This is a genomic window from Candidatus Villigracilis saccharophilus, assembly GCF_016711665.1.
Genome location: NZ_JADJSO010000079.1, coordinates 135960 through 158021, shown reverse-complemented (window position 1 = coordinate 158021; position 22062 = coordinate 135960). Strand labels below are relative to the sequence as shown.

Here is a 22062-nt window from a genome sequence, read left to right as displayed (position 1 = left end):
ATAAATGCCTCGCCTTTCTCACATAAAAAACCTTGCCCTCACAGCAGGTTATTTTTTATTTTTCAAATACTCGTCGATCGAAAGCGCGGCTTTTCTTCCGCCTACCATGGCCGTGACCACCAGGTCGGGACCGGTCACGCAGTCGCCGCCGGAGAATACGCCCTCGCGTGATGTGTTGCCTTTGGCTTTATTTTTAACGGTGATCAATCCCCAATCGTGAACTTCCAGGTTTGGAGTGGTCTTGCCAAGGATCGGGTCAGGCCAATAGCCCAGCGCGAGGACCGCAGTGTCGGCCGCCACGCTGAAGTTCGAGGCTTCCACAGGAACGGGTTTGCGGCGTCCTTTTGCATCGGGTTCGCCCAGCTTCATCTCAATACATTCCACGGCTGCCAGTTTTCCATCCGCGCCGGCGATGAATTTTACGGGCTGGGTCAGGAAACGGTATTTTGCGCCTTCTTCGCGCGCCATCTTGCGATCTTTCTTGCCGCCGGGCATTTCCTTTTCGGTACGGCGGTACAGGCAGGTTACATCTTCAGCGCCGAGCCGCAGCGCGGTGCGCAAACAGTCTGAGGCTGTATCACCGCCGCCGATAACCACGACGCGCTTGCCGATCTCTAACGGCTTGCGCATATTCTCAGGAAGTTGATCGGCGTCCACGTTTCCGCGGATGAGGAAATCCGTCGCTTCAAAAACACCTTCGAGGTCTGTGCCCGGGGTGTCTTCCATTTTTGCGTCGATCTCGGAGCCGACACCGATGAAGACAGCTTCGAAGCCTTCTTCGAACAAGCCGTCAATTGTTTTGTCTTTGCCAATATAAGTATTGGGGGAAAATTTCACACCTGCCCGTATATATTCCTCCCACTTCTCCTCCCAGACATCCTTGGCAAGTTTGAAATTTGGAATTCCATAGACGAGCAACCCGCCTGGGGCAGGCTTGGACTCGAAAATTGTGACATCATACCCCTTTTGAATGAGCACTTCCGCGCAGCCCAATCCCGCGGGTCCCGCGCCGATCACGGCAACTTTCTTTCCATTGGGAGCGCCGACGGGAATTACATATCCTTCGGTGCGGCGTTCGTAATCCACCGTGAACGCTTCCAGTTCGCCGCACAGTACGGGTTGATGATGTTTATTCAATACACAAGAACCCTGGCATAAGGCTTCATGCGGGCAGACCCGTCCGCACACTTCCGGCAGGGAGCTTGTATTGTGATAAATTCCCGCGGCTTCAACGAACCGCCCCTGTTCGATCAACCACATGGCAGAGGGGATATCATTGGCTGTTGGGCATGCCACCATGCAGGGAGCCGGGTCCGGGCAGTGGATGCAACGAGCGGCTTCCACCATCGCTCGTTCAGGATCGAACTCGATCACAACGTCATCGAAGTCGCATGTGCGCACTTCCGGTGGTCGCAGATCGAGGTCGAAAAACGGACGATTGGCGCGCTCTTTGCGGTCAATTGCTAAAAATTCACTGGGAACAGCCTGCATCATGCCTCCAAGACCACTGATGGAATCCTACAAATAAAATCATCCTTTGACGGGTATGATGATACCTAATCTATTAAGACATACAAAGGCGTAAATGTCACCAAACCATGAGACAATCGTCACAATTTTCTCGTTAGACATTTATTAACCCGCCGGCATAAATTCGACCCAATCGTTCGACGGTGAATTAGAATATATGCCGTTCGTGAATGTTGTCATTAAATAAATTGATGGGATCCATTTCAACGTGTAAGAACCACCGTTTGCGTGTTGACTGAATCCCGGAGGAATCCCATGAAACAATTTTTTTCGAAATTTTCCCGCACAGCCTGGATCATTATCGGTGTGCTTGTGGTCGCTGGTTTGGCGGCTTTTATTTACAGCAGTACGCGCGGCGAAACCGTCTCGACATTTCAAACTGCAAAAGCGGAACGCGGCAACCTGGTCGCTACTGTTGGAGCGACGGGAAGTGTGCGTGCCAGACAAAGCGCTGTATTGGTCTGGCAGACAACCGGCATTGTGGACGCTGTCAATGTGGATGTAGGCTCGCGTGTCACACGTGATGATGTGCTGGCAAGTCTTAGCAAGGCTTCCCTCAATCAGAGCATTATCCTTGCGGAGGCAGACCTCTCCAGCGCAAAAAAAGCCCTGGATGACCTGCTCAATTCTGATACAGCGCGCGCCCAAGCCTTGATCGCAGTCAGAAATGCAGAGAAGGCTTATGAAAAAGCCTATAACTGGCGCATTCAATTGAATGGCAAGATCGATAACAAAGATTATGTTTGGGTCAATGGCATTCTGAAGGTCAGAGAATATAAGGGCTATGCAAGCGCGGAAACCATCGCAAAAGCGGATGAAGACCTGGCGCTGGCGGAAGCGAAATTAAATGACGCGCGCAGAAATTATGAACGCCTGAACAGCGGGACAGACCCTGCTGAAGTTGCCGCGGCTGAAGCGCGAATTGCCGCCGCGCAATCCACATTGAATATGGCGTATCTGATCACGCCGTTCGATGGTACTGTTACGCAGGCTGAACCTGCCGTCGGAGATCAAGTTACCACTGGAGCGGTCGCGTTCCGCGTGGACGATCTCTCTCATCTGCTGGTTGATGTTCAGGTTTCGGAAGTGGATATCAATACATTGAGCATCGGTCAAGCCGCAACACTGACCTTCGATGCGATCCTGGGCAAGGAATATAAAGGCGAGATCGTGGAAGTTGGACAGGCTGGCGATAATGTTCAGGGCGTTGTCAACTTTACAGTGACGATCGAACTGACCGACGCGGATGAACTGGTCAAACCCGGCATGACTGCCGCTGTCAATATCGTAGTGCAGGAAGTAAAGGATGTCATTCTGGTCCCGAACCGCTCCGTGCGTTTGGTGGATGCGGAACGGGTGGTCTTCGTGCTTGTAAACGGCGTGCCGACTCAGGTCAAAGTACAACTTGGCGCATCCTCTGATACGATGAGCGTGTTGGTGGGCGGAGATTTAAAGGAAGGCGATGAGATCATTTTGAATCCACCTTCCATTAGCGGCAGTCCGTTTGGAGGCTAACATGGACCTCGTGATCGAAGCCCGCAATTTAACCAAAACCTACCGTATGGGTGAGTTTCTGGTTGAAGCGCTGCGTGACGTTTCATTTAACATCAGGCGCGGTGAAATGGTTTCCATTATGGGGCCGTCTGGTTCCGGAAAATCCACCATGATGAATACGCTCGGGTGTCTGGACAGACCAACGTCGGGTGATTATATTTTGGACGGCGAGTCGGTCGCCCAGATGAACGATGATCAGCTTGCCAGTGTCCGCAACCGCAAGGTCGGATTTGTTTTCCAAAGTTTCAATCTGCTCTCCCGGCTAACCGCCCTGGGAAATGTTGAGCTGCCGCTGCGATATTCAGGGATGACTGAAGGACGCCGCGATCTTGCAAAAGCGGCGCTTGAAGCGGTTGGACTGGAAAACCGCATGACCCATCGCCCGTATGAGCTATCAGGCGGCCAGCAGCAGCGTGTAGCCGTAGCCCGCGCCCTGGTTAATAATCCCGCCATTATCATGGCAGATGAACCAACAGGCAATCTTGATTCAAAGGTGGGCAAAGAGATCATGAACCTGCTTCTCAATTTGAATAAAGACCGCGGCACAACTTTGATCATCGTGACGCATGATGCATCCATCGCCGAGCAAACCCAGCGGGTGATCCGTTTGCGGGATGGACAGCTTGAATCTTCCGGTGAAGAAGAAAGTGCAGGAAAGAAAAAATGACCTTTGGACAAGCACTTCTCGAAGCCCTTGAAAGCTTGAACGGCAATAAGATGCGTTCCGGCCTGACCGTGCTCGGCATCGTGATCGGTGTTGCTGCGGTGATCGCCATGCTGGCCGTCGGTAATGGAGCCCAGGCATCCATTACAGGTTCCATTACGAGCATTGGCACGAACCTGTTGTTTGTATTTAGCGGCAGCCAGGATGGACCTCCGGGCGGCCCTGGCAGCGGCAGGAGTGGAAACAATGACCGCCCGTTGACTTTGGCTGACGCGAAAGCGATCGCAGACCCCTTCGCGGCGCCGTCCGTTGAATCTGTCGCCCCCGCCATTCAAGGGAATGGAAAGATATCCTATGGCGGCGAGAATTCCTCGGTGACCATTTCAGGCGTTACGCCGGCTTATTCCACAGTGCGTAACCTGGAGATCGCCGAAGGTGAATTCATTAACGAAGAGCAGATGCTCGGGCGCATGTCCGTTGTCGTGCTGGGACCCGCCACTGCTGACGCGGTTTTTGGACGGCATGACGGGATCGTCGGTGAAACCATCCGAATTGAAGGTTCCCCCTTCCGCGTGATCGGTATTCTGGTCGCAAAGGGCGGCGGCGCATTTGGCAGTGAAGATGACAGCGCGTATATTCCCTTCACCACCGCGCAGGCGCGCCTTATTAAACGAGACTCACGTGATCAAATCGATGTTCTTTTTGTGCAGGCTACCACCGCAGAGGCGGTCACTCAAGCTGCCGATGAGATCAAGAATATCCTGCGTCAGCGCCATCGCACGCCGATCGGCGTGGACGATTTCACTGTTTTCACTCAACAGGATTTTCTTAAGACCTTTGAAACCATCACAGGTGTTCTGACGATTTTCCTCGGCGGTATTGCCGGCATCTCCCTCCTTGTGGGCGGTATCGGTATTATGAATATTATGCTGGTATCCGTCACCGAACGCACCCGCGAGATCGGCCTGCGTAAGGCGTTGGGCGCGCGCAAGAAGGATATTCTGCTTCAATTCTTAACCGAGTCTTCACTGCTTAGCTTGATAGGCGGTATCATTGGAATCATGTTCGGCTGGCTGATCGCTTTTGTGGTCGGGCAGGTTGCCACGGCAACAGGCAATAATTTTGTGCCAATTGTCGGCACCGACGCGATCTTGCTTTCGACAGGTTTTTCGGCGATCATCGGCTTGTTCTTTGGCATTTATCCGGCAAGCCGCGCCGCCAGCCTTGAGCCTGTTGAAGCCCTGCGATACGAGTAATTTTGCCAATGCAACCAAGGCGTATCTTTATTTTTCTGGTCATCCCTTTGCTGTTGGCGGGATGTTTACGCGGAGTCAGGCCGGCTGTGGCGACTGCGCTCCCCGCTCTGACGGCGGCTGTTCCTGTTTCAACAGAAACACAGCCTGCGCCGGCGGCCACTTCAACGATCCCGGCTGCGATTCCCACCGCAACAGTTGCCGTCATTTCGACAGTTCCCAGCGCTTTACCGAGTGTTACCATTAGCGCTGTGAAAGGAAATGTCTTTATTCGCCGCGGCCCCGGCATGGCTTACAATCCGATCGATGTTCTATATAAGGACACGAGCGCTCCCGTTATTGGGCGTGATGTACTTTCCAGGTGGGTGCAGGTGGTCATTCCAGGTTCAGATAAAATGGGCTGGGTCTTCATCAACTCCGGCTTCGCCCAATTGGATGGTGACCTTTCTTCGGTACCGGATTTCACGCCAACCGATTGGCCTGTGCCCGGGTACTTGATTAATTGTACACATCACGATTTGTACATCATGCCCGGCGAGATCATCATCCCGGCCTCTTTTGGAGACCCGGCGAACGAGGCCTGGTTGTATCCGGGTTTCTACACGGTTCAGGATATTTCCATGCCCGGCGAGCCCAAAGTTCAGGATGTTGAAATGCGGGAAGGCGTTGATGTCGAGATCCGTGTGGATGGCACGGGCGAGGGCCGTAAATGCCCATAAGACTGCGGTAGATCATCAGTTCCGGCAGCGTGCGCATCGCGCTTCCTTTTGACCATGTAAAAACTGAATTGTGATAAATCCAAAAACTCAGGAGATAATCATGTCAGAAAAATTGAATCGATTAAAGGAAATCCTTGGTGAAGTTTCAGATCTGAACCATGCGGGTAGTGTGTTAAGTTGGGACCAGCAGGTCAATATGCCGCCCGGCGGTGGAGAGGCGCGCGGACAGCATCTTGCCACTTTGGGCAAGATCTCCCATGAAAAATCAACCTCTGACGAGGTCGGAAAATTACTCGATGACCTCAAGCGAGAATTTGACGGCGTTGATTCAGATGATGCCGCTTTGGTGAGGGTGGCCGCGCGTAATTATGATAAAGCCACGCGCGTCCCTTCTGAATTTGTTTCCGAGCAGGCGGTCGTGACAACCGCCGCGTTCGATGCCTGGGTGGCGGCAAAGGGCAGATCAGATTTTTCCACTTTTCAACCGCATCTTGAAAAGGTGATAGACCTGATGCGGAAGTATGTTGAATTCTTTCCGCCATCCGATCATCCTTATGATGCGCTGTTGGATGATTACGAACCTGGCATGAAGACTGCCGAAGTGCAGGAGATCTTCGGTAAACTGCGCCCCCAGCAGGTGAAATTGATCAAGGCCATTAAATCCGCCAGGCCGATCAAGGATGATTTCCTGCACAAGAAATATGCTGAAAAGAAAGTATGGGATTTCAGCGAGGTGATCATCTCCAAATTCGGTTATGACTTTGGCCGCGGCAGACAGGATAAGGCCGCGCATCCCTTTGAAACATCTTTCAGCGTAAACGATGTGCGTATCACCAATCGGTACGAGCCTTCCAATCCGCTGGCAACCCTGTTCAGCGGAATGCATGAAGCCGGACATGCCATGTACGAACAGGGCATCAACCCTGCTTATGAACGCACACCGCTGGCAAATGGCGTCTCTTCAGCGGTGCACGAGTCGCAATCACGCATGTGGGAAAATCTGGTCGGTCGTTCGCTCCCGTTCTGGGAACATTTCTTCCCTGAATTAAAAAAGACTTTCCCAACCCAACTGGACGGCGTGAGCGCGAAATCATTCTATAAGGCGATCAATAAGGTTGAGCCAAGTTTCATCCGTGTGAATGCCGATGAAGCTACATATAACTTGCATATCATGCTGCGCCTTGAACTTGAGATCGGGATGCTTGAAGGCAGCCTCGCCATAAAGGATCTTCCTGAAATTTGGAACACAAAAATGCAGGATTATCTTGGCATCACGCCGCCCGACGACGCGCATGGCGTTCTGCAGGATATTCACTGGTCGGCCGGGCTGTTCGGTTACTTCCCAACCTACGCCCTTGGCAATCTGATCTCTGCCCAATTATGGGAAAAGATCAACAGCGATATTCGTGACCTTGATGAGCAGATCCACAAAGGGAAATTTGACGCGCTGCTTGCCTGGCTTCGCGCAAAGATCCATGTTCACGGTCATAAATTCGATCCGCAGGACCTGGTGCAAAATGTTGCCGGCTCAAAGATAGACGCGTCGGCTTATGTCCGCTACCTGAACAAGAAATATGGCGATATCTACGGACTGTAATTAAAAATATATCCCGCAGGTTGAGTCTCCATCTTTGACGGCTTGCCTGCGGGATATTGATTCCTTAACTTCATGAAATTAAAAACGATCATCCTCGCTTCCCTTCTTGGACTATTATGCGGCTGCACGCAATTGATAGAGTCGACGCCTGTACCTTTGCCTACCCAGTCGCTCCCAACGGTGGTCGCGCTCACCGGGCAGGCCATCTTTGCCACTTCAGATGCGTTGACCCGCCAGGTCCCGCTTACTGAAACACCCTTGCCAACGGAAACCCCGATTCCATCAACTCCGCTTCCCACAGTAACTCCCACCTTCGCGGCGGGATTCACTGAATTGGCTCAGATCCACTTTCTGTCGCCGGGTCCCATGTCCAGCGTAGTATCCCCCATTAAATTACAGGCCATGCTTGTGTCAGGCGAGAGCGGGAAAGTTTTATTTGACCTGCTGGGCGAGGATGGGCGCTTACTTCAGCGCATATTAAAGCCTGTTGTTTACGCACCGAACGGCGCATATCGGTCAATTGCCCTGTCCTTTGAGATCCGCGCCGTGTCTGAAGCGGGTTACATCCGCATCAGTACGAGGGATAAATCAGGGCGCATTCAGGCACTCAACACCATGCCTGTGCTTTTGTATTCCCTGGGCAATAACCAGATCAACCCGGTGGGCAACATGGAATATGAACGTGTCATGCTCGAGGGACTTAAAGATCGGGATGAAGTTTCGGGCGGCAGTTTAAACCTCAAGGGACGATATTGGCCCTTCAATGAGCAGCCTGTGGTCATTGAGTTGATCCCGGAAAACAGGCTGCCCATTTCTTCGCGCATTCTCAGGTTCTCCGGCATCGATACCCAATCATTTGAAACCACGATCCCCTATAAAGTAACAGAACCGACTTGGGTCCGCCTCACCATTCGTCAGGATAATCCGTGGTTGACCCTTTCAGATCCTGAGCTATTTAATTATATTTATCTTTACACAATGGAACTCTTGTTAAAGCCATAATTTGCTTGCCAAAAAGACTCGCAATGGTATAATGCACTCCGTCCGGGGTGTGGCTCAGACCGGTAGAGCGCACGGTTCGGGTCCGTGAGGTCGGAGGTTCAAATCCTCTCACCCCGACAGTTTTGTTTTGCACCGCCTAACCCGAAGGCGGTGCGCTTTTTAAGAGGCAAGGTTTATTGCGAAGAGGAAGTCTTAATCTTTCACAAACAAATTTCGAAAATAAGTCCTTGTATAAACAGAAAATGCGTGCTATACTCTGCCGTCGCGTTTCACGAAACCAATAAAATTTGTAAGGAAAAGCAAAAATGACAGACTTTATCAAGGCCGTTGAGGCCAAAATTAATGAAAAAATTCCTCAATTGAATTCTGGTGATACCGTTAGCGTCCACGTCAAGATCAAAGAAGGCGACCGCGAACGTATTCAGGAATTTAAAGGAATTGTGATCCGCCTCCGCAAGGGTGGCAACGATTCGTCCGTAACCGTGCGCCGCATGGCTACCAACGGCATCGGCGTGGAGCGCACCTTCCTTCTGCGCTCACCGCGCATTGACAAGATCGTTGTTGAACGCCATGGCAAGGTTCGCCGCGCACAGTTGTACTTCATGCGCGACCGCACCGGCAAGAGCGCGCGTCTCAAACAAAAATTCGACTAGGGCTTTTGGAAAGACCCTAAAGGTCCTCAGGACCTTTAGGGTCTTTTTATTTTGGAGAAGATCATGGCAAAACCTCTCATTGGCATCACCACTCGTAATGGCAAAGACTCGGATGGGCATCCCTTCACCGCGCTGCAACATTCTTATGTAAATGCAATCATACAGGCGGGAGGTTTGCCTGTGCTGATCCCCTCAAATCTCTTTGTGGAAGATTTCCTCGATCTATATTCCCGTGTTTCAGGGATTCTCTTCTCTGGCGGCGGTGATATCTCACTGAATTATTTTCACGGGTCGGACCACCCCAGAATTGGTGAGGTGGACGATAATCGGGATTTTACCGAAATCAGTTTAATGCGCGTTGCAGTCAATGAAGGCAAGCCTGTTCTTGGAATTTGCCGCGGGGCACAGGTGATGAATGTCGCTTTGGGCGGCACGCTTTATACTCATATCTACGATCAACTGCAAGGCGCGCTGGATCATGCCTACCCGGGCGATTTGCGTCGAACTTTGGTCCACCCCGTGAATGTTGATGAGACATCCCGTTCTGCCGAGATATTTGGCGAGACGCTCTTGAATGTCAACAGCCTGCACCATCAAGGCTTGAAGGATATTGCGCCAGGTTTGCGTGTCGCTGGTCATGCTCCAGATGGATTGGTGGAAGTTGTGGAAATCCCCGACCATCCATACGCAGTTGCTGTACAGTGGCACCCCGAATGGCTGACAGATCAACCGGCCATGCAGAGGCTTTTCAAATCCTTTGTAGACGCTTCGGGCAGGTGATTTGGATCTAACAAGAATAGATGGTTTCTTTTTGGGATCGCCTGCGTGAACGGTTGATCAATTTTTATCCGCCGCTTTTAGGCGCCGGGATACGTTCACGCAGGATTGATGATCTGACGATCCATGTTGAAATGAAGTTGACGGCATTCAATCGCAATATTGTGGGTGTTCATTTTGGCGGTTCGCTATACGCGATGTGCGATCCGTGGTTTATGTTGATCATGATGCGCGCATTGGGTTCCGATTATATTGTTTGGGATAAAGCGGCCTCCATCAAATTTATCAGCCCTGGACGCGGTACTGTGAATGCGGCTTTTCAGATCACGCGAGAACGTATAAATGAAATTCGTACCGCGGCCGATCGCGGTGAAAAAATTGAACCTGTATTTTCAGTGGATGTTCTGGACGGCCAGGGACAGATCGTGGCGCAGGTTGAAAAACTGCTTTATGTTCGCAGGAAGAAATAATTCCCCTGGCCCGGATCATGGAAAATTCGAACGAGGGAAATTGCCTGACGGATCGGGAGCAGGGTGCTAAGTTAGGGGAGATTCTTTATAAGGGAAGCAAAAGAGCGCCAAGAGATTTTCTGAAATACGTTATTAATTTTCCCCGATGTTTGCGGTATCATTCCGAAGGTTTTTTAATCTATAGAATCGAGGCAGCCGATGTCAACCGAAAATAAGTTTATCCTCGCAATCGATCCTGGGCACTTCCGGTCCCAAAGTTGCTATTTATTCCACACTGGGTGAGTTGGTAGCGAGTGAATTTGAGGAGACACCTGTCTTGCTTCCGCCCGGCGGCGGAGCGGAACAAATCCCGGATGATTGGTGGAACGCGATCGAAACAGCGGGGAAACGACTGCTTGCCAGAGAATTGATTTCACGCGATGAAATTGTCGCAGTCGCCATCACCGCGCAGTGGTCGGGGACCGTGGCTGTGGATCAGGATGGTATTGCGTTGGGGAATGCGATTATCTGGATGGATTCGCGCGGCGCTCCTTATATCAATCAGATGGTTGACGGTCCGCTGAAAATAGAGGGATATGGAGCTGCCAAACTTTTGAATTGGATTCGGTTGACAGGCGGCATCCCCGGAAAGGCGGGCAAGGATCCAACGGCGCATATTCTTTATCTTAAATACGAACACCCTGATATTTACCAACGCGCGTATAAATTCCTTGAGCCAGTGGACTACATCGGTTTGCGCTTAACTGGGAATTTTGCGGCATCCTTCAACTCGATCACTTTGAACTGGCTGACAGACAATCGCAATATTGAAAATGTCACATACCATGCTGGTCTTATAAAACTTTCCAGGATAGACCGCGCGAAGCTGCCTGACCTGAAACCTGCCAATGCGATTCTGGGAAATTTGCGCCCCGAAGTAGCCCGTGCCTGGGGACTGCGCGAGGATGTCAAGGTGCTGATGGGCTCGCCGGATGTCCACTCCGCAGCTGTCGGGTCCGGCGCGGTGCGTGATTTTGAGCCGCATCTGTACATCGGCACATCTGGCTGGTTGACCTGCCATGTCCCATTCAAAAAGACCGATCTGTTCCATAATCTTGCCGCGCTGCCTTCCGCCATTCCAGGACGCTACCTTCTTACGAATGAGCAGGAATGTGCGGGCGGAGCGCTGCAATATTTAAGAAATAATATTGTGTTTCCCGATGACGAATTATCGTTGGGAGCGAAACCATCCAATGCATATCAGTTGTTCGATCAGATCGCCGAGCGCACACCCGCCGGCAGCGGCAAGTTGATCTTTACACCCTGGCTGTATGGAGAACGCACTCCAGTGGATGACCACCTTGTGCGCGGCGGGTTTAATAACCAGTCGCTGAATACAACCCGCGCGGATATGGTGCGCGCAGTCTTTGAGGGCGTTGCCTATAACTCACGCTGGCTCTTGAAATATGTGGAACAGTTCAACAAGCGGCCCGTTGGATCCATTAACATGGTTGGGGGTGGAGCGAGGTCAAACATCTGGTGTCAGATCCATGCGGATGTGTTGAACCGTCCCATACGGCAGGTCAAAGACCCGATCGAAGTGAATGTGCGCGGCGCGGCATTATTGGCATCGGCGTCCTTGGGCTATTTGAAATATGAAGAGATCGGTACTCATGTAAAGATCGTGAAAACGTACATGCCGAACCCTGACCATCGCAAGATCTACGATGAACTTTTTAGGGAGTTTGTCGCGATCTATGAAAGCAATCGCAAGATCCACGCGCGTTTGAATCGATTGAGTCATTGCGAGAATTCCGGAGCATTCAAGTCCGCGCTCCTCAAGACATCTCTGGAGAATCATTCATGAGTTGGAAAGACAGCATCATCAGGCAATTCGGGAAGTTAAATCCAAAATTTTTGGCATCCATAGAAAAGGGAATGAAAGCCATCCCCGGCGTCAGTCAAAAGATCGATGCTGAATATGCCGAGGTGATGGTTGAGTTGGAAAATTCAGCCAAGCCATACAAAAATAAATTCACTCGATTTACTGAAATTCCCCAGACCGGGCGCAGTCATGCTGAAATCTTGCTCGAAATGGAATCCATGCGCGCGTTGGAAGAATCGCACTGGAAGGATGGATTTATTTCAGGTGCGGTTTATCATGGCGATCAGAAACATATTGATTTTCTAAATCAGGTCTACGCCATCAATTCACAGAGCAATCCTCTTCACGCGGATGTGTGGCCCAGTGCCACCAAATTCGAGGCTGAAATCGTCGCCATGACAGCAGATATGCTCGGCGGGGCGGGGCAGGATGTCTGCGGCACAGTCACTTCAGGCGGCACGGAGAGCATCATGCTGGCGATGAAGACCTATCGGGATTGGGCGCGCGAGAAAAAAGGTATTACCAGACCAGAGATGATCGTCCCGATCACGGCACATGCCGCGTTCGATAAAGCCAGTCAATACTTTAATATCAAGACCATCCACATCCCAGTGGACGAGAATTTTCGCGCGGATGTCGAGGCGGCGCGGAAAGCTGTCACTGCGAACACGATCGTGATCGTCGGCTCCGCACCATCCTTCCCGCATGGCGCGATTGATCCGATCTCTGAATTAGCGGAACTTGCCCTTCAAAATAATATCGGTTTTCATGTGGATGCCTGCCTTGGCGGCTTCGTTCTGCCCTGGGCTGAGAAACTGGGATACCCCGTCCCGCCCTTTGATTTCCGCCTGCCCGGTGTGACCTCCATGTCCGCGGATACGCATAAGTATGGGTATGCCGCGAAGGGAACTTCGGTTGTCCTGTATCGCGGTAACGAATTGAGGCATTTTCAATATTACACAACCACTGAATGGCCCGGTGGATTGTATTTTTCGCCTACCTTTGCAGGCAGTCGGCCGGGAGCATTGAGCGCGGCCTGTTGGGCAGCCATGACATCCGTTGGCGCGCAAGGGTATCTTTCCGCGACCAAAAAAATCCTTGAAACTGCGGATTTCATCAAAAAGGGAATTCGTGAGATCCCTGAATTGCACGTACTGGGTGATCCGCTCTTTGTGGTGGCGTTTGCGTCAGAGTCCATCAATGTTTACAAGGTGCTGGATTACATGTCACACAAAAAGTGGAGCCTGAATGGACTGCATAAACCGACCTGCGTGCATATCTGTGTCACGCTGCGTCACACCGAGCCTGGAGTGGCACAGCGCTTCGTTGCGGACCTGAAAGAGGCGGTCGAACACGTCAAGGCGCATCCCGAAGAAAAAGGGACGATGGCGCCAGTCTATGGCATGGCGGCTACACTGCCTTTGCGAGGTATGGTCAGCGATTTATTGAAACGGTATTTGGATGTGATCTTTAAGGCTTAAGCATGAAGGATAAAGAATGAATAAAAAAGTCGCGCGAATTATCTCGCGCGACTTTTTGCATTGACTGATTTCTAATTACTGCCCCTATCCGCAGCCGCCGCCTGATTTATCACGCTTTAGCTGTAATATGATCCTGGCTTCGAACTCCAATTTTTCATATTCGATCGGGTCGGGGTCGCAGGACTCGTACCGGCTGCCCAATGCCGCAGGGAAGACATAGCCCAATTGGTCGTCACCAGCGTTCAGGGCGGGTTGAAGCGCCTTGTCTGATTCGCCGAAGAATGCGATCCAGTTGTTGACTCCGCCTTCGAGGATGTACGCGTTCTGCACACTCGATCCGACGAGAATTTTCCATGCATCAATGGCGGCGGTTTCATCGTTGCTCATCAGGATGAAGACACTGTTGGCGGGCGGCTCACTGAGCAAAACGGGGATGACCTCAGTGAGACGTTCCAGCGGGATATTGACCGCGCTTTCGATATGGTAAAGATTGTAGTCAGCTTCGGAGCGCACGTCGATATAGACAGGGTTCATGGACTGGTTATATCTTGACTTGAATACTTCGGCAGGGGAGGTGAACACAAGTCGTTTGGCAAGCATATCGTCAGCGGTGTAAATATATGTGTTGACGATCGGGTCAGCATTCACCTGTTCGATCGTTTCAGTGCGCGTGAAGGTGACCTTGTTGTATTTATCTGCGATGGAGGGGGTACCAAGCGCGAGGACTGCGACTGCGCCCGCGAATAAGGCAACTGCGCCGGCGATGCGGAGTTTGGGTTCCTTGCTGAGATCTCTTTTGCCGAAGATGCGTTCAAGCTGTTCGCTGCCCCAGAACATGAAGAGCGCCATCAGGATGACGATCACAACGACCGCGCCGACGGGGATTCCGAAAACCTGGTCGAGAGTCAGGCGTCCGTAATAACCCGCGTTGGTGTACCAGCCGTCAAAATATTTTTCGGTTTCGCCAAAGAGGAACGCGCCGACAAATCCGCCAAGCATGAATAACATGCCATCGATCTTGCCTGTTGATGCGGACGCCAGCGAAGTGGTCGGGCAGAACCCGCCGACGATGAAGCCGACGCCCATGATCAGCCCGCCGACAATGCCAGAGGCGAGATAGGTCGGGTTGACCCAGACCTGGCTGAAATCAAGGATGCCAAGTCCGACCGCGCCAAAGAGCAGGACCATTGCAACGGTGATGGCGGTGAACATGACCTTGAGCACGGTCAATTCTGTGAAATAGAATTGCGCAGCGAGTTTACGCGAGTCTCCAAAACCGGACATTTCAAGTGTGTAGCCGAAGGCAAAGCCGATCACGGCGAAGAGCACGTACGTCCACGGGTTGGCCGCGCTGACTGCTACGAAAGAGGGGAGGGGAAAGTTCATTTTTGATTCTCCTGTTTATCCGTCATTGCGAAGGCGATGACGAGAGTTTTTTACAGCCACAACTTCCTTACAAAATACGCGACCGCATATGCGCCGCCGAAAATGGCGAACATGATCACCCAGGAACCGGCTGCGAGAGTCGCGCCGCCTGAGAGTGCCTGCCCCGAGGTGCATCCGCGTGCCATGCGCGCGCCGTACAGGAAGATCACGCCGCCGAGGAACGCCATCAGCCAGCGCGTGCGGTTGGAGATGTTGGGTCCCTTGGTGGTCGTGATTTTTAGGCGTCCGTTGAATGCGCCAGAGGTAAAGCCGCCGAACAATGCGCCAAAGAATACGGGCACGATCCAATCATCGAGCGGATTCTTATCCCCGCCCGCCATCTTTAAGAGGTAAGGTGTATTGTCCACATGCGCTGGGGCGATCGCGTCCACGAGTGCTGCATCAATACGGCTGGTCGCACCGGATGAGCCAAGCCCATTGCCTGTCAGCAGGAAGGCGAGGAATAAGACGATGCCCAATATCGCTCCGCCAAGATATGGCTGTACATAAGCTTTTTCAGGTCTGTTGAAAATCGATTTTCTAGTTTGAGTGGTCATTGATACTCCTTTTATCCTATGTCGTTGCGACGAAGCAATCTCGCATCTGGTAAATGAGATTACTTCGTCGGGCTAAATACGCCCTTCTCGCAATGACGATAACATTATTTATCCTTCATCCTTGCTTTTCATGCACTTCCACTTCCTCATACCCGGTCACCATGCCGCGCATTGCTTCAAGCGGAGTTGCTCCCGTGGTGGTCATGTACACATGCACGACAATGAAAGTTCCAAACATCCACGCCACAAGTGAATGGAAGGGCGCAAGGAAGGGCAGCCCGCCAAGCGCGTTCGCGAAGAGCGGCCATTTCTGCACGCCCCACATCAACGCGCCTGTGATCATTTGCAGAGGGAGCAGTACATTCAGAATTCCAAAGTATGTGATCTTCTGGATCGGGTTCATGCGGTTGTCCGGGCGCTTCTCAAAGGGATGACCTTCACCCTTGAAAATTCCGCCGATGTAATACTTTGCCTGCGTGATGGCGTCGTCAAAGAAACCATACGGGCGCGGGATATACTCCTGCATGCGGTTGTTTGCAATGTGATAGAAAATGGCAAGCAGTGCATTGATCACCAGAATGGCGGCGAGGACATTGTGCAGGGTCACCACGCCTCGGAATGAGAACGCCCCGAAGATATCTGGTCTGTGGATGATCAAGCCTGTGAACAGGAGGATGACGATGGCTGCGGTTTGTAACCAATGCCAGAAGCGGCGATAGGCATCGTACATATAGATCCGCTCGGTTCGCGCGTGACCGTGAGGCTGCTTCTTCGACGAGAAGAATCTCAGCGTCCCATGACCGATCACACCTAAAAGCGAACCCGCAAACGCGATCGCGCCGAACCAGTCGATCCAACTGATGCGGCTGGACCCGAAGACATACATATTATCTTTGGCTGGCATGGGCTGGTAATATAACGCGCCATCTGTGCCAGTGACGATCTCGCCGCTGCCGTTGACATTATTATCCACATCAAAAACAGGCATGACCGGCGCGTGGTTCGCAAGTTTGATGGATTGCGATACGCGTGACTCGTCATTATGGCAGGCTTTGCAGTCATTCAGCGCGGCATCACCGCGAGTGACATTATGGTTGATGCTGTAAGGTTGAACCATTCCTTCAATGCGTGGATTGTTTAATCCGAGCGCGGAAAGTTTTGTCTTGACAGCTTCTTCTTTTGCGGGCGAATTGATGGTCAGTTCGGCGTTGGCAAGTGTACCGTCACCGTTCTCATCAAAGGCTGTGACAATGTCTGCCGCGTATTTTCCGTTTTCAAGATATACCGATTCGAGATCAGCCAATCGGACAGGCCGCGCATTTCCATTCGCGTCGTCATACACCCAATAGAAGGATGTGATCAAGTTGTACGGAGCAAGTAATTTCTGCCCGTCAATATTTGTGCGGTTGAGCAGGACTGGCTCGTAACCAGTCACGAGTGAAGTCACTGCGTTGGGGGTACCTTCCACGCCGCGGCAGGATTCGACCGCCTTGCCATCAGTAGTAATGACTGTCCAGTCATAAGTTTGAATGGCGGGCGCGTACATCTGAGGGATATGGCAGGTCTCGCAGGCGACTGCGTCAATGTGGGTCTCCACATACGGAAGCCAGTCAGCGTGTCCCTTGTTGTAATCATGGCAATTCTCACAGCGGCGCATTGTGCCTTTGTACTCGGGCGCGGCGTTGAATTGCGCGCTCTGTCCGCGTGCGAAGTTATGGTCAGGGCGCTGCAGGTACTCGCCGATCTCCAATGAGCGCGGATCATAAACAAGATGCTCTGGATTGCTGCTTTGGACTTCGCTTAAGTGCGAGGGATTATTGAGCGCGTAGTGACAATCTGTGCATTGCAATTGGCGTTCCGCATGGACATCCCATGAGCGGTCAAGTTCATTTTTATTTGTCAGGTTCACGCCAGATTCATTGATGCGCTGCGCAGATACGACCTGCCCGGTTGTGGCAGTTTGCGGATAATCCAGATCGCATGCGGTGATGGTGAGCGGTTCCTCTGATTCGGGATGGACTTCACCGTGACAGGTGGCGCAATTTAAGTTGGTTGGATCCTGAATTCCAATTGTGTCACTCTTGAGTTCTCCAGCTTCGTTGAAGGATTCTGTGTTCCAAACCCAACCGTCAGCGGATGCTTCAACAATATTTAATCCCATTAATGTTGCGGTATTGGCTTTGCCAAATTCACCCGCATGGATCGCATCTGCGCGCGCGGAGGTGTTCGGTGTTTCAAGGTGGCAAAGGAAACAATTCATTTCCATTGTGCCTGATTTATCCCAATCCCATGCGGTCGGATTACCGTTCGCATCGAGTACGGATGTCTCAGGGTTGTCCCCGCTGGCTTTTAAGTCTGCAAGTGAATTTCCGTCACGAGCTGTTGTGGCAGGTCCGCCGCCAACGACGCGCTCGCCATTGAGCATGAGCCACTCGGCTGTGGAGAGGTCAAGCCGTTCATCGCCATTCTGCGAGAGGAAGCGGTAGGTGAGTGGATTCCACTGACCGAACGTGCCCGTGCTTGCGTCCCATGATTCTTTGGATGCGGCATAATCTGACAGGCCCAGGTCGGAGTGAAAGGCATGCGAAGAAATGAATTCGGTGTCGTGGCATTGTCCGCAGGTTTGCATGGTAGAGACCGCGCCATTGCTTTCCAAAACATTTACGCCATTTTCGTCAAGCATTGCAAAGTTCGGGTGCAGGGGCGATGCCTGTTGTTCAGGAGCAGGCTTGGGCGAGGCGAGCACCGAGCCAATTCCAAATGCAAGCGCAAGGAAGAGAAGTACAGCTAGTGTGATGAGTGTATAACGTTTCATGGTTATTTCCTTCCGCCCCATTCGATCGGGTCGCCCTGGTAACCAAGGGCTGCCCAGTCCAGCCGACCGTTTTCGCCGTGGCAGGATTCGCATTGCAGGGCATCTTCGGCGGACTGGACCATATGGGTGGTTGCCCAGTACATGTATGTTTCGGTAAATCCATATTCGCCGCTGTATTCCAAGCCTGTGATGGGGGCGGCGAGTTCGAATGCGCTGTTCCAATCAAAGGTGGTCCAGAAGCCGCCCTTGCCGGATGTGACCGGTTGGAGCAGGTAATTATTTTTCACATCATACGGTTGTTTGGCAATGTGTAATTTGAACGGGAATATCTTTGCGCTTTTATCTTCGATATTTCCTGCGGGTTTGTTGATGTAGGTGATTCCATCCTTGCCTAGCGGGTCGCCAAGGATGTAGCGGTATTCGTTATTGCCGTTGAACCAGAGATACGTGGGCGCGAAATTCTTGTCGTAGACGAATTCACCTTTGATCTTTAAGTAGGTGAAGTGGTCGTCTTCGCGTCCTTCCTGCCCGGCCTGCGACCAGTCCCAGGTGACCTTGGTTGGATCTTCAAGAGCGATGGCGGGGATGTGGCAGGTTTGACATGCCACTGCCGAAAGATGCGTGTTGATGCGTTCATCTTCATGTTTTTGATTGACATGGCATTGTTCGCAGGAAACCTGTTCCTTCGGGTCAATCGTGTAGTTGTCTGCCAGCATGCGGCCCAGGATCTGATGATCTTTTGTAACGTGGCAGTCCGTGCATTGCATGTTGAGCTCGCCGCCCATATGAACATCCAGTGATTGGTCCGGGAAATACAGACTCTCGTCGAGGTCGCCGTGTTTGACGCCGTTGCCGCCGCCGCCGTCGAAGTGACATTTACCGCAGTTCTCGCGTGAGGGGGCGCGTACGCTTTGCGCAGCGGCTAATAGGTCAATGCCTTCAGCGGGATTGCCGAATAAGCCTTTCCCGTATGTGGCGTTATCTGCGTGACAAGCCAGGCAGTCTACATTTTCCGGATTGGCTTGTTGAGTTTCGCGGCCTTCCTCCCAGCCATAACCAGCGTGGCAGGACATGCATTTGTTTTCGTTACCCTGCGAGCCGATACAGAAGTTATTGATCTGATTGGCTTTGCCGATGGTTACATCGTCTTCGCGCCAGGGGACATCGAAGGCTTTGGATTCCCATGTCCAATGCGTGGTCTTCATGACATTGGCGGCGGCGTCTTCATGACATTCAAGACAGGCGCGTGTGACTTCCTGTCCCGTTTTGAATTCACCTTTGACGATGTCTTTATGATCCACATGGACTGCCTTGGTGGGGATATAAGCCGCAGGGTCATTGGTGGCCTTGGTGCGCGGAAGAAAATACAGGACAGGAACGAGGATCAGCAGCAAAATGCCGACCAGCCCCAGGGTCCAAAGAGGGAAGCGTTTCTTCATCAACATTCTCCTTATGCGATTTCATTGATCAGGCTTGCGCGCTCGGTCAGACGATCCCGCATAACAGATCGTAAAAGGTCGAGTGCCTGAATTAATCTCAGGTCAGATAGATGGTAGGTGACGGTGGTGCCAGTGCGGACGGTTTGCACCAACCCGCGTTCGCGCATAACTTTGAGATGCCGCGATGTTGTGGGCTGATTCAACCCGAGTTCATTGGTGAGTTCGGTCACATTGAGAGGTTTCTCGCTGAGGGCGTACAGCATCAAGATGCGGTTCGGGTCAGAGAGGGCAAAGCAAAAATCGGCTTCCAGCTCAGAGATTTCTTGTTTGAGTGTTTGATTGATCATGTTGTCCTTGCCTATATTCGTATAAACGTATATTTGCATTCCCATCATAATATTGTGACAGTTTGTACAATAGTGCATTGTGTCATATTAAGTTTCGTTTAATGTCATATAAAGTGGAGGTATAATGGGACAAGTTTAGGTAAATTATGCGAGTACAGCTTTTCGGAGGTGATCATGGAACCGTATGTGCGAGAGGCAACTTCTGTTGATGTCGCTTCAAGTTTAAGAGAATTACGCGAGGCGCGTGGTATATCCATGCGGACCCTCGCCACCAAAAGCGGGCTTTCTGCGAATGCGCTCAGTATGATCGAGCGCGGCAAAACCTCGCCTTCAGTCAGTACGTTGTATAAATTGGCTGATGCGTTGGGGGTCTCGATCACCGCTTTTTTTGGCGCGGAAGCGGAAAGGAAGAAGATCGTTTTCCTGAAAGCCGACGAGCGCACGCACATGTCGTTCACGCATGGCGTGTTTGAGGCTCTTGGCGGGGAGCAATTTTCAGGGCGCGTTGAGCCGTTTATGCTCACGCTCGAAAGCGGCGCGGCGAGCGGTCCGCATCATATTGTCCATACAGGACATGAGTTTGTTTTTTGTCTGAGAGGTGAGTTGGAGTATTTTGTGGAAAAGCAAACCTTTTTGCTGACCGCGGGCGATAGCTTGTTATTCGAGTCGCAAATGCGCCATCGCTGGAAAAACCACTCAAAGACAGTGACGACCGCCCTGGTGATCATCTCTGGATTTGCGGAAGGCGAGCAGCTGCACGCGATGCACTGGAAAAAAGGGGAGTGAGAAAAGAAAGGATGAAGGACACTTGCGCAGCACGCCAGTGCAGGTGTGAATGAAAAGACGAAAGAAAAAGACGCCGATCCTAAATGGATGGCGTCTTTGACATTTAACCTTCGACTCGCAGTTTATTTTACGCGTACATTCCCCAGTCCAGCGCGGAGGGATCTTCCATCATGGAGAAATCCCACATGTCCATACCCATTTCAATATTGACCGGCATGTTGAGTCCTTCGACGGCTTTGGCCTTGGTCATCTCGATCATGGCGGGTCCGTATGGACAGAAGGGCGTGGTCAGGATCATCTTGACGTGACCGATGCCGTCGGCTGTGATCTCGACATCGCGGATCAATCCCAGTTGGATGATGGTCATGCCAATTTCAGGATCGATCACCTCGGAAAGTCGGGCACGGACTTCCTGCACGCGTTCAGGGTGAGTTTGGTGTAAGGTCCATTGGATTTCTTTTACTTCAGAGTCTGCCATTTTAGCTCCTTGATCTTTAGTTTTTTATCTCGGCAGGCGAGATGACGTAGGTGCAATGGGCGGCGCCGCTCAAAATGCACTGAACTTTATTGGCGGGCAATGCCAGCATTTTGGAGATCAACGTTTGATCCACAGTACACACTTCAGGGTGGGCGACCCCGATTTGATAGTAAGGGCAGGTGATCTCATGGATCTCATACTGCCCGTCCTTCTTTTCCCATTCCACTGTAAAGCCTTCGCGCCCCAGCATTTCCTTGACGAAGTTCAGGCGCTCTTCCATACTCAGTCCCTGCATATCCTTGGAATAATGGCTGGCCATATCTTCCGCGATCTGATTGAACAATTTGGCTACCACGGGGCCGGGCATGGTATCTTTCATTTGCGCCAATAAACGTGTGGTAAGCTGCATATACCGGGTCGGGAAATGCTCCATTCCATCGTCCGTAAGGATGTAAACAAGGCGCGGACGTCCGACGCCATGCCGTTCTTCCTGACCTTCAACCAAACCTTCCATTTGGAGATTTGTAAGGTGGTGACGTACAGAAATTGGATTAATTCCAACCGCTTCAGCCAGTGTGTTGATTGTCGAACGGGGTTTCTGTAATAAGGTTTGTAATATCTTGTCGCGCGTTGATTTCATACAATTAGTAT

Annotated in this window: 20 protein-coding genes and 1 tRNA gene; 13 read left to right on the top strand and 8 right to left on the bottom strand. The window is 51.7% G+C overall.

All coding sequences use genetic code 11. From position 1 onward, the window contains the following. Window positions 1-48: 48 nt before the first annotated feature. Entirely contained in the window at window positions 49-1491 is a 1443-nt protein-coding gene (locus tag IPL17_RS24735) for an NAD(P)-dependent oxidoreductase (RefSeq protein ID WP_345309757.1), read from the bottom strand. Between the two features lie 294 nt (window positions 1492-1785). Here IPL17_RS24735 and IPL17_RS24730 point away from each other — a divergent pair, with 294 nt between their 5' ends. The 12 genes from IPL17_RS24730 (at window position 1786) to IPL17_RS24675 (ending at window position 13564) form a co-directional block, all read left to right on the top strand. Next, window positions 1786-3045, top strand: coding sequence for an efflux RND transporter periplasmic adaptor subunit (locus IPL17_RS24730; RefSeq protein WP_345309756.1), 1260 nt, complete (start codon window positions 1786-1788; stop codon window positions 3043-3045). A 1-nt stretch (window position 3046) separates the two neighbouring features. After that, on the top strand, window positions 3047-3751 hold the full coding sequence (locus IPL17_RS24725; RefSeq protein ID WP_345309755.1) for an ABC transporter ATP-binding protein: 705 nt from the start codon (window positions 3047-3049) through the stop codon (window positions 3749-3751). After that, window positions 3748-5004, top strand: coding sequence for an ABC transporter permease (locus IPL17_RS24720; RefSeq protein ID WP_345309754.1), 1257 nt, complete (start codon window positions 3748-3750; stop codon window positions 5002-5004). Before IPL17_RS24725 ends, IPL17_RS24720 begins: the two co-directional genes overlap by 4 nt. A gap of 8 nt (window positions 5005-5012) precedes the next feature. After that, the gene (locus tag IPL17_RS24715; protein ID WP_345309753.1) at window positions 5013-5720 is read left to right on the top strand and encodes an SH3 domain-containing protein; all 708 of its coding nucleotides are present in this window, start codon (window positions 5013-5015) and stop codon (window positions 5718-5720) included. A gap of 100 nt (window positions 5721-5820) precedes the next feature. Next, window positions 5821-7317, top strand: a complete 1497-nt coding sequence (locus IPL17_RS24710) for a carboxypeptidase M32 (protein WP_345309752.1) — start codon at window positions 5821-5823, stop codon at window positions 7315-7317. Window positions 7318-7389: 72 nt separating this feature from the next. After that, window positions 7390-8319, top strand: a complete 930-nt coding sequence (locus IPL17_RS24705; RefSeq protein WP_345309751.1) for a hypothetical protein — start codon at window positions 7390-7392, stop codon at window positions 8317-8319. Window positions 8320-8362: 43 nt separating this feature from the next. Then, window positions 8363-8436: transfer RNA gene (locus IPL17_RS24700), tRNA-Pro, on the top strand. 188 nt (window positions 8437-8624) lie between these two features. Beyond that, window positions 8625-8972: a 50S ribosomal protein L19 gene (gene rplS, locus IPL17_RS24695; RefSeq protein WP_345309750.1), complete on the top strand. Its 348-nt coding sequence runs from the start codon at window positions 8625-8627 to the stop codon at window positions 8970-8972. 63 nt (window positions 8973-9035) lie between these two features. Then, complete coding sequence (locus tag IPL17_RS24690) at window positions 9036-9752, top strand: gamma-glutamyl-gamma-aminobutyrate hydrolase family protein (RefSeq protein ID WP_345309749.1); 717 nt, start codon at window positions 9036-9038, stop codon at window positions 9750-9752. Window positions 9753-9772: 20 nt separating this feature from the next. Continuing rightward, a complete protein-coding gene (locus tag IPL17_RS24685; RefSeq protein WP_345309748.1) occupies window positions 9773-10219 on the top strand; it encodes a DUF4442 domain-containing protein in 447 nt (148 codons plus the stop codon). A 211-nt stretch (window positions 10220-10430) separates the two neighbouring features. Continuing rightward, complete coding sequence (locus IPL17_RS24680) at window positions 10431-12065, top strand: FGGY-family carbohydrate kinase (protein WP_345309790.1); 1635 nt, start codon at window positions 10431-10433, stop codon at window positions 12063-12065. Next, on the top strand, window positions 12062-13564 hold the full coding sequence (locus tag IPL17_RS24675; protein WP_345309747.1) for an aminotransferase class V-fold PLP-dependent enzyme: 1503 nt from the start codon (window positions 12062-12064) through the stop codon (window positions 13562-13564). The genes IPL17_RS24680 and IPL17_RS24675 overlap by 4 nt, the downstream gene beginning before the upstream one ends. Before the next feature lie 84 nt (window positions 13565-13648). On the opposite strand, the gene IPL17_RS24670 is transcribed toward IPL17_RS24675, so the two are convergent. The 5 genes from IPL17_RS24670 to IPL17_RS24650 form a co-directional block, all read right to left on the bottom strand. After that, window positions 13649-14950: a YeeE/YedE thiosulfate transporter family protein gene (locus IPL17_RS24670; protein ID WP_345309746.1), complete on the bottom strand. Its 1302-nt coding sequence runs from the start codon at window positions 14948-14950 to the stop codon at window positions 13649-13651. A gap of 50 nt (window positions 14951-15000) precedes the next feature. After that, the gene (locus tag IPL17_RS24665) at window positions 15001-15546 is read right to left on the bottom strand and encodes a YeeE/YedE thiosulfate transporter family protein (RefSeq protein WP_345309745.1); all 546 of its coding nucleotides are present in this window, start codon (window positions 15544-15546) and stop codon (window positions 15001-15003) included. A gap of 115 nt (window positions 15547-15661) precedes the next feature. Then, window positions 15662-18361: a cytochrome b/b6 domain-containing protein gene (locus IPL17_RS24660; RefSeq protein ID WP_345309744.1), complete on the bottom strand. Its 2700-nt coding sequence runs from the start codon at window positions 18359-18361 to the stop codon at window positions 15662-15664. Window positions 18362-18363: 2 nt separating this feature from the next. Then, window positions 18364-19800, bottom strand: a complete 1437-nt coding sequence (locus IPL17_RS24655; protein ID WP_345309743.1) for a tetrathionate reductase family octaheme c-type cytochrome — start codon at window positions 19798-19800, stop codon at window positions 18364-18366. A gap of 11 nt (window positions 19801-19811) precedes the next feature. Then, on the bottom strand, window positions 19812-20147 hold the full coding sequence (locus IPL17_RS24650; protein ID WP_345309742.1) for a metalloregulator ArsR/SmtB family transcription factor: 336 nt from the start codon (window positions 20145-20147) through the stop codon (window positions 19812-19814). Window positions 20148-20321: 174 nt separating this feature from the next. Between IPL17_RS24650 and IPL17_RS24645 the strand changes: the two genes are divergently transcribed. Beyond that, window positions 20322-20933, top strand: coding sequence for a helix-turn-helix domain-containing protein (locus tag IPL17_RS24645; protein WP_345309741.1), 612 nt, complete (start codon window positions 20322-20324; stop codon window positions 20931-20933). Between the two features lie 127 nt (window positions 20934-21060). Here IPL17_RS24645 and IPL17_RS24640 read toward each other — a convergent pair whose 3' ends face one another. Continuing rightward, complete coding sequence (locus IPL17_RS24640; protein ID WP_345309740.1) at window positions 21061-21411, bottom strand: iron-sulfur cluster assembly protein; 351 nt, start codon at window positions 21409-21411, stop codon at window positions 21061-21063. Window positions 21412-21427: 16 nt separating this feature from the next. Further along, entirely contained in the window at window positions 21428-22051 is a 624-nt protein-coding gene (locus tag IPL17_RS24635) for a winged helix-turn-helix transcriptional regulator (RefSeq protein ID WP_345309739.1), read from the bottom strand. Window positions 22052-22062: the final 11 nt, after the last annotated feature.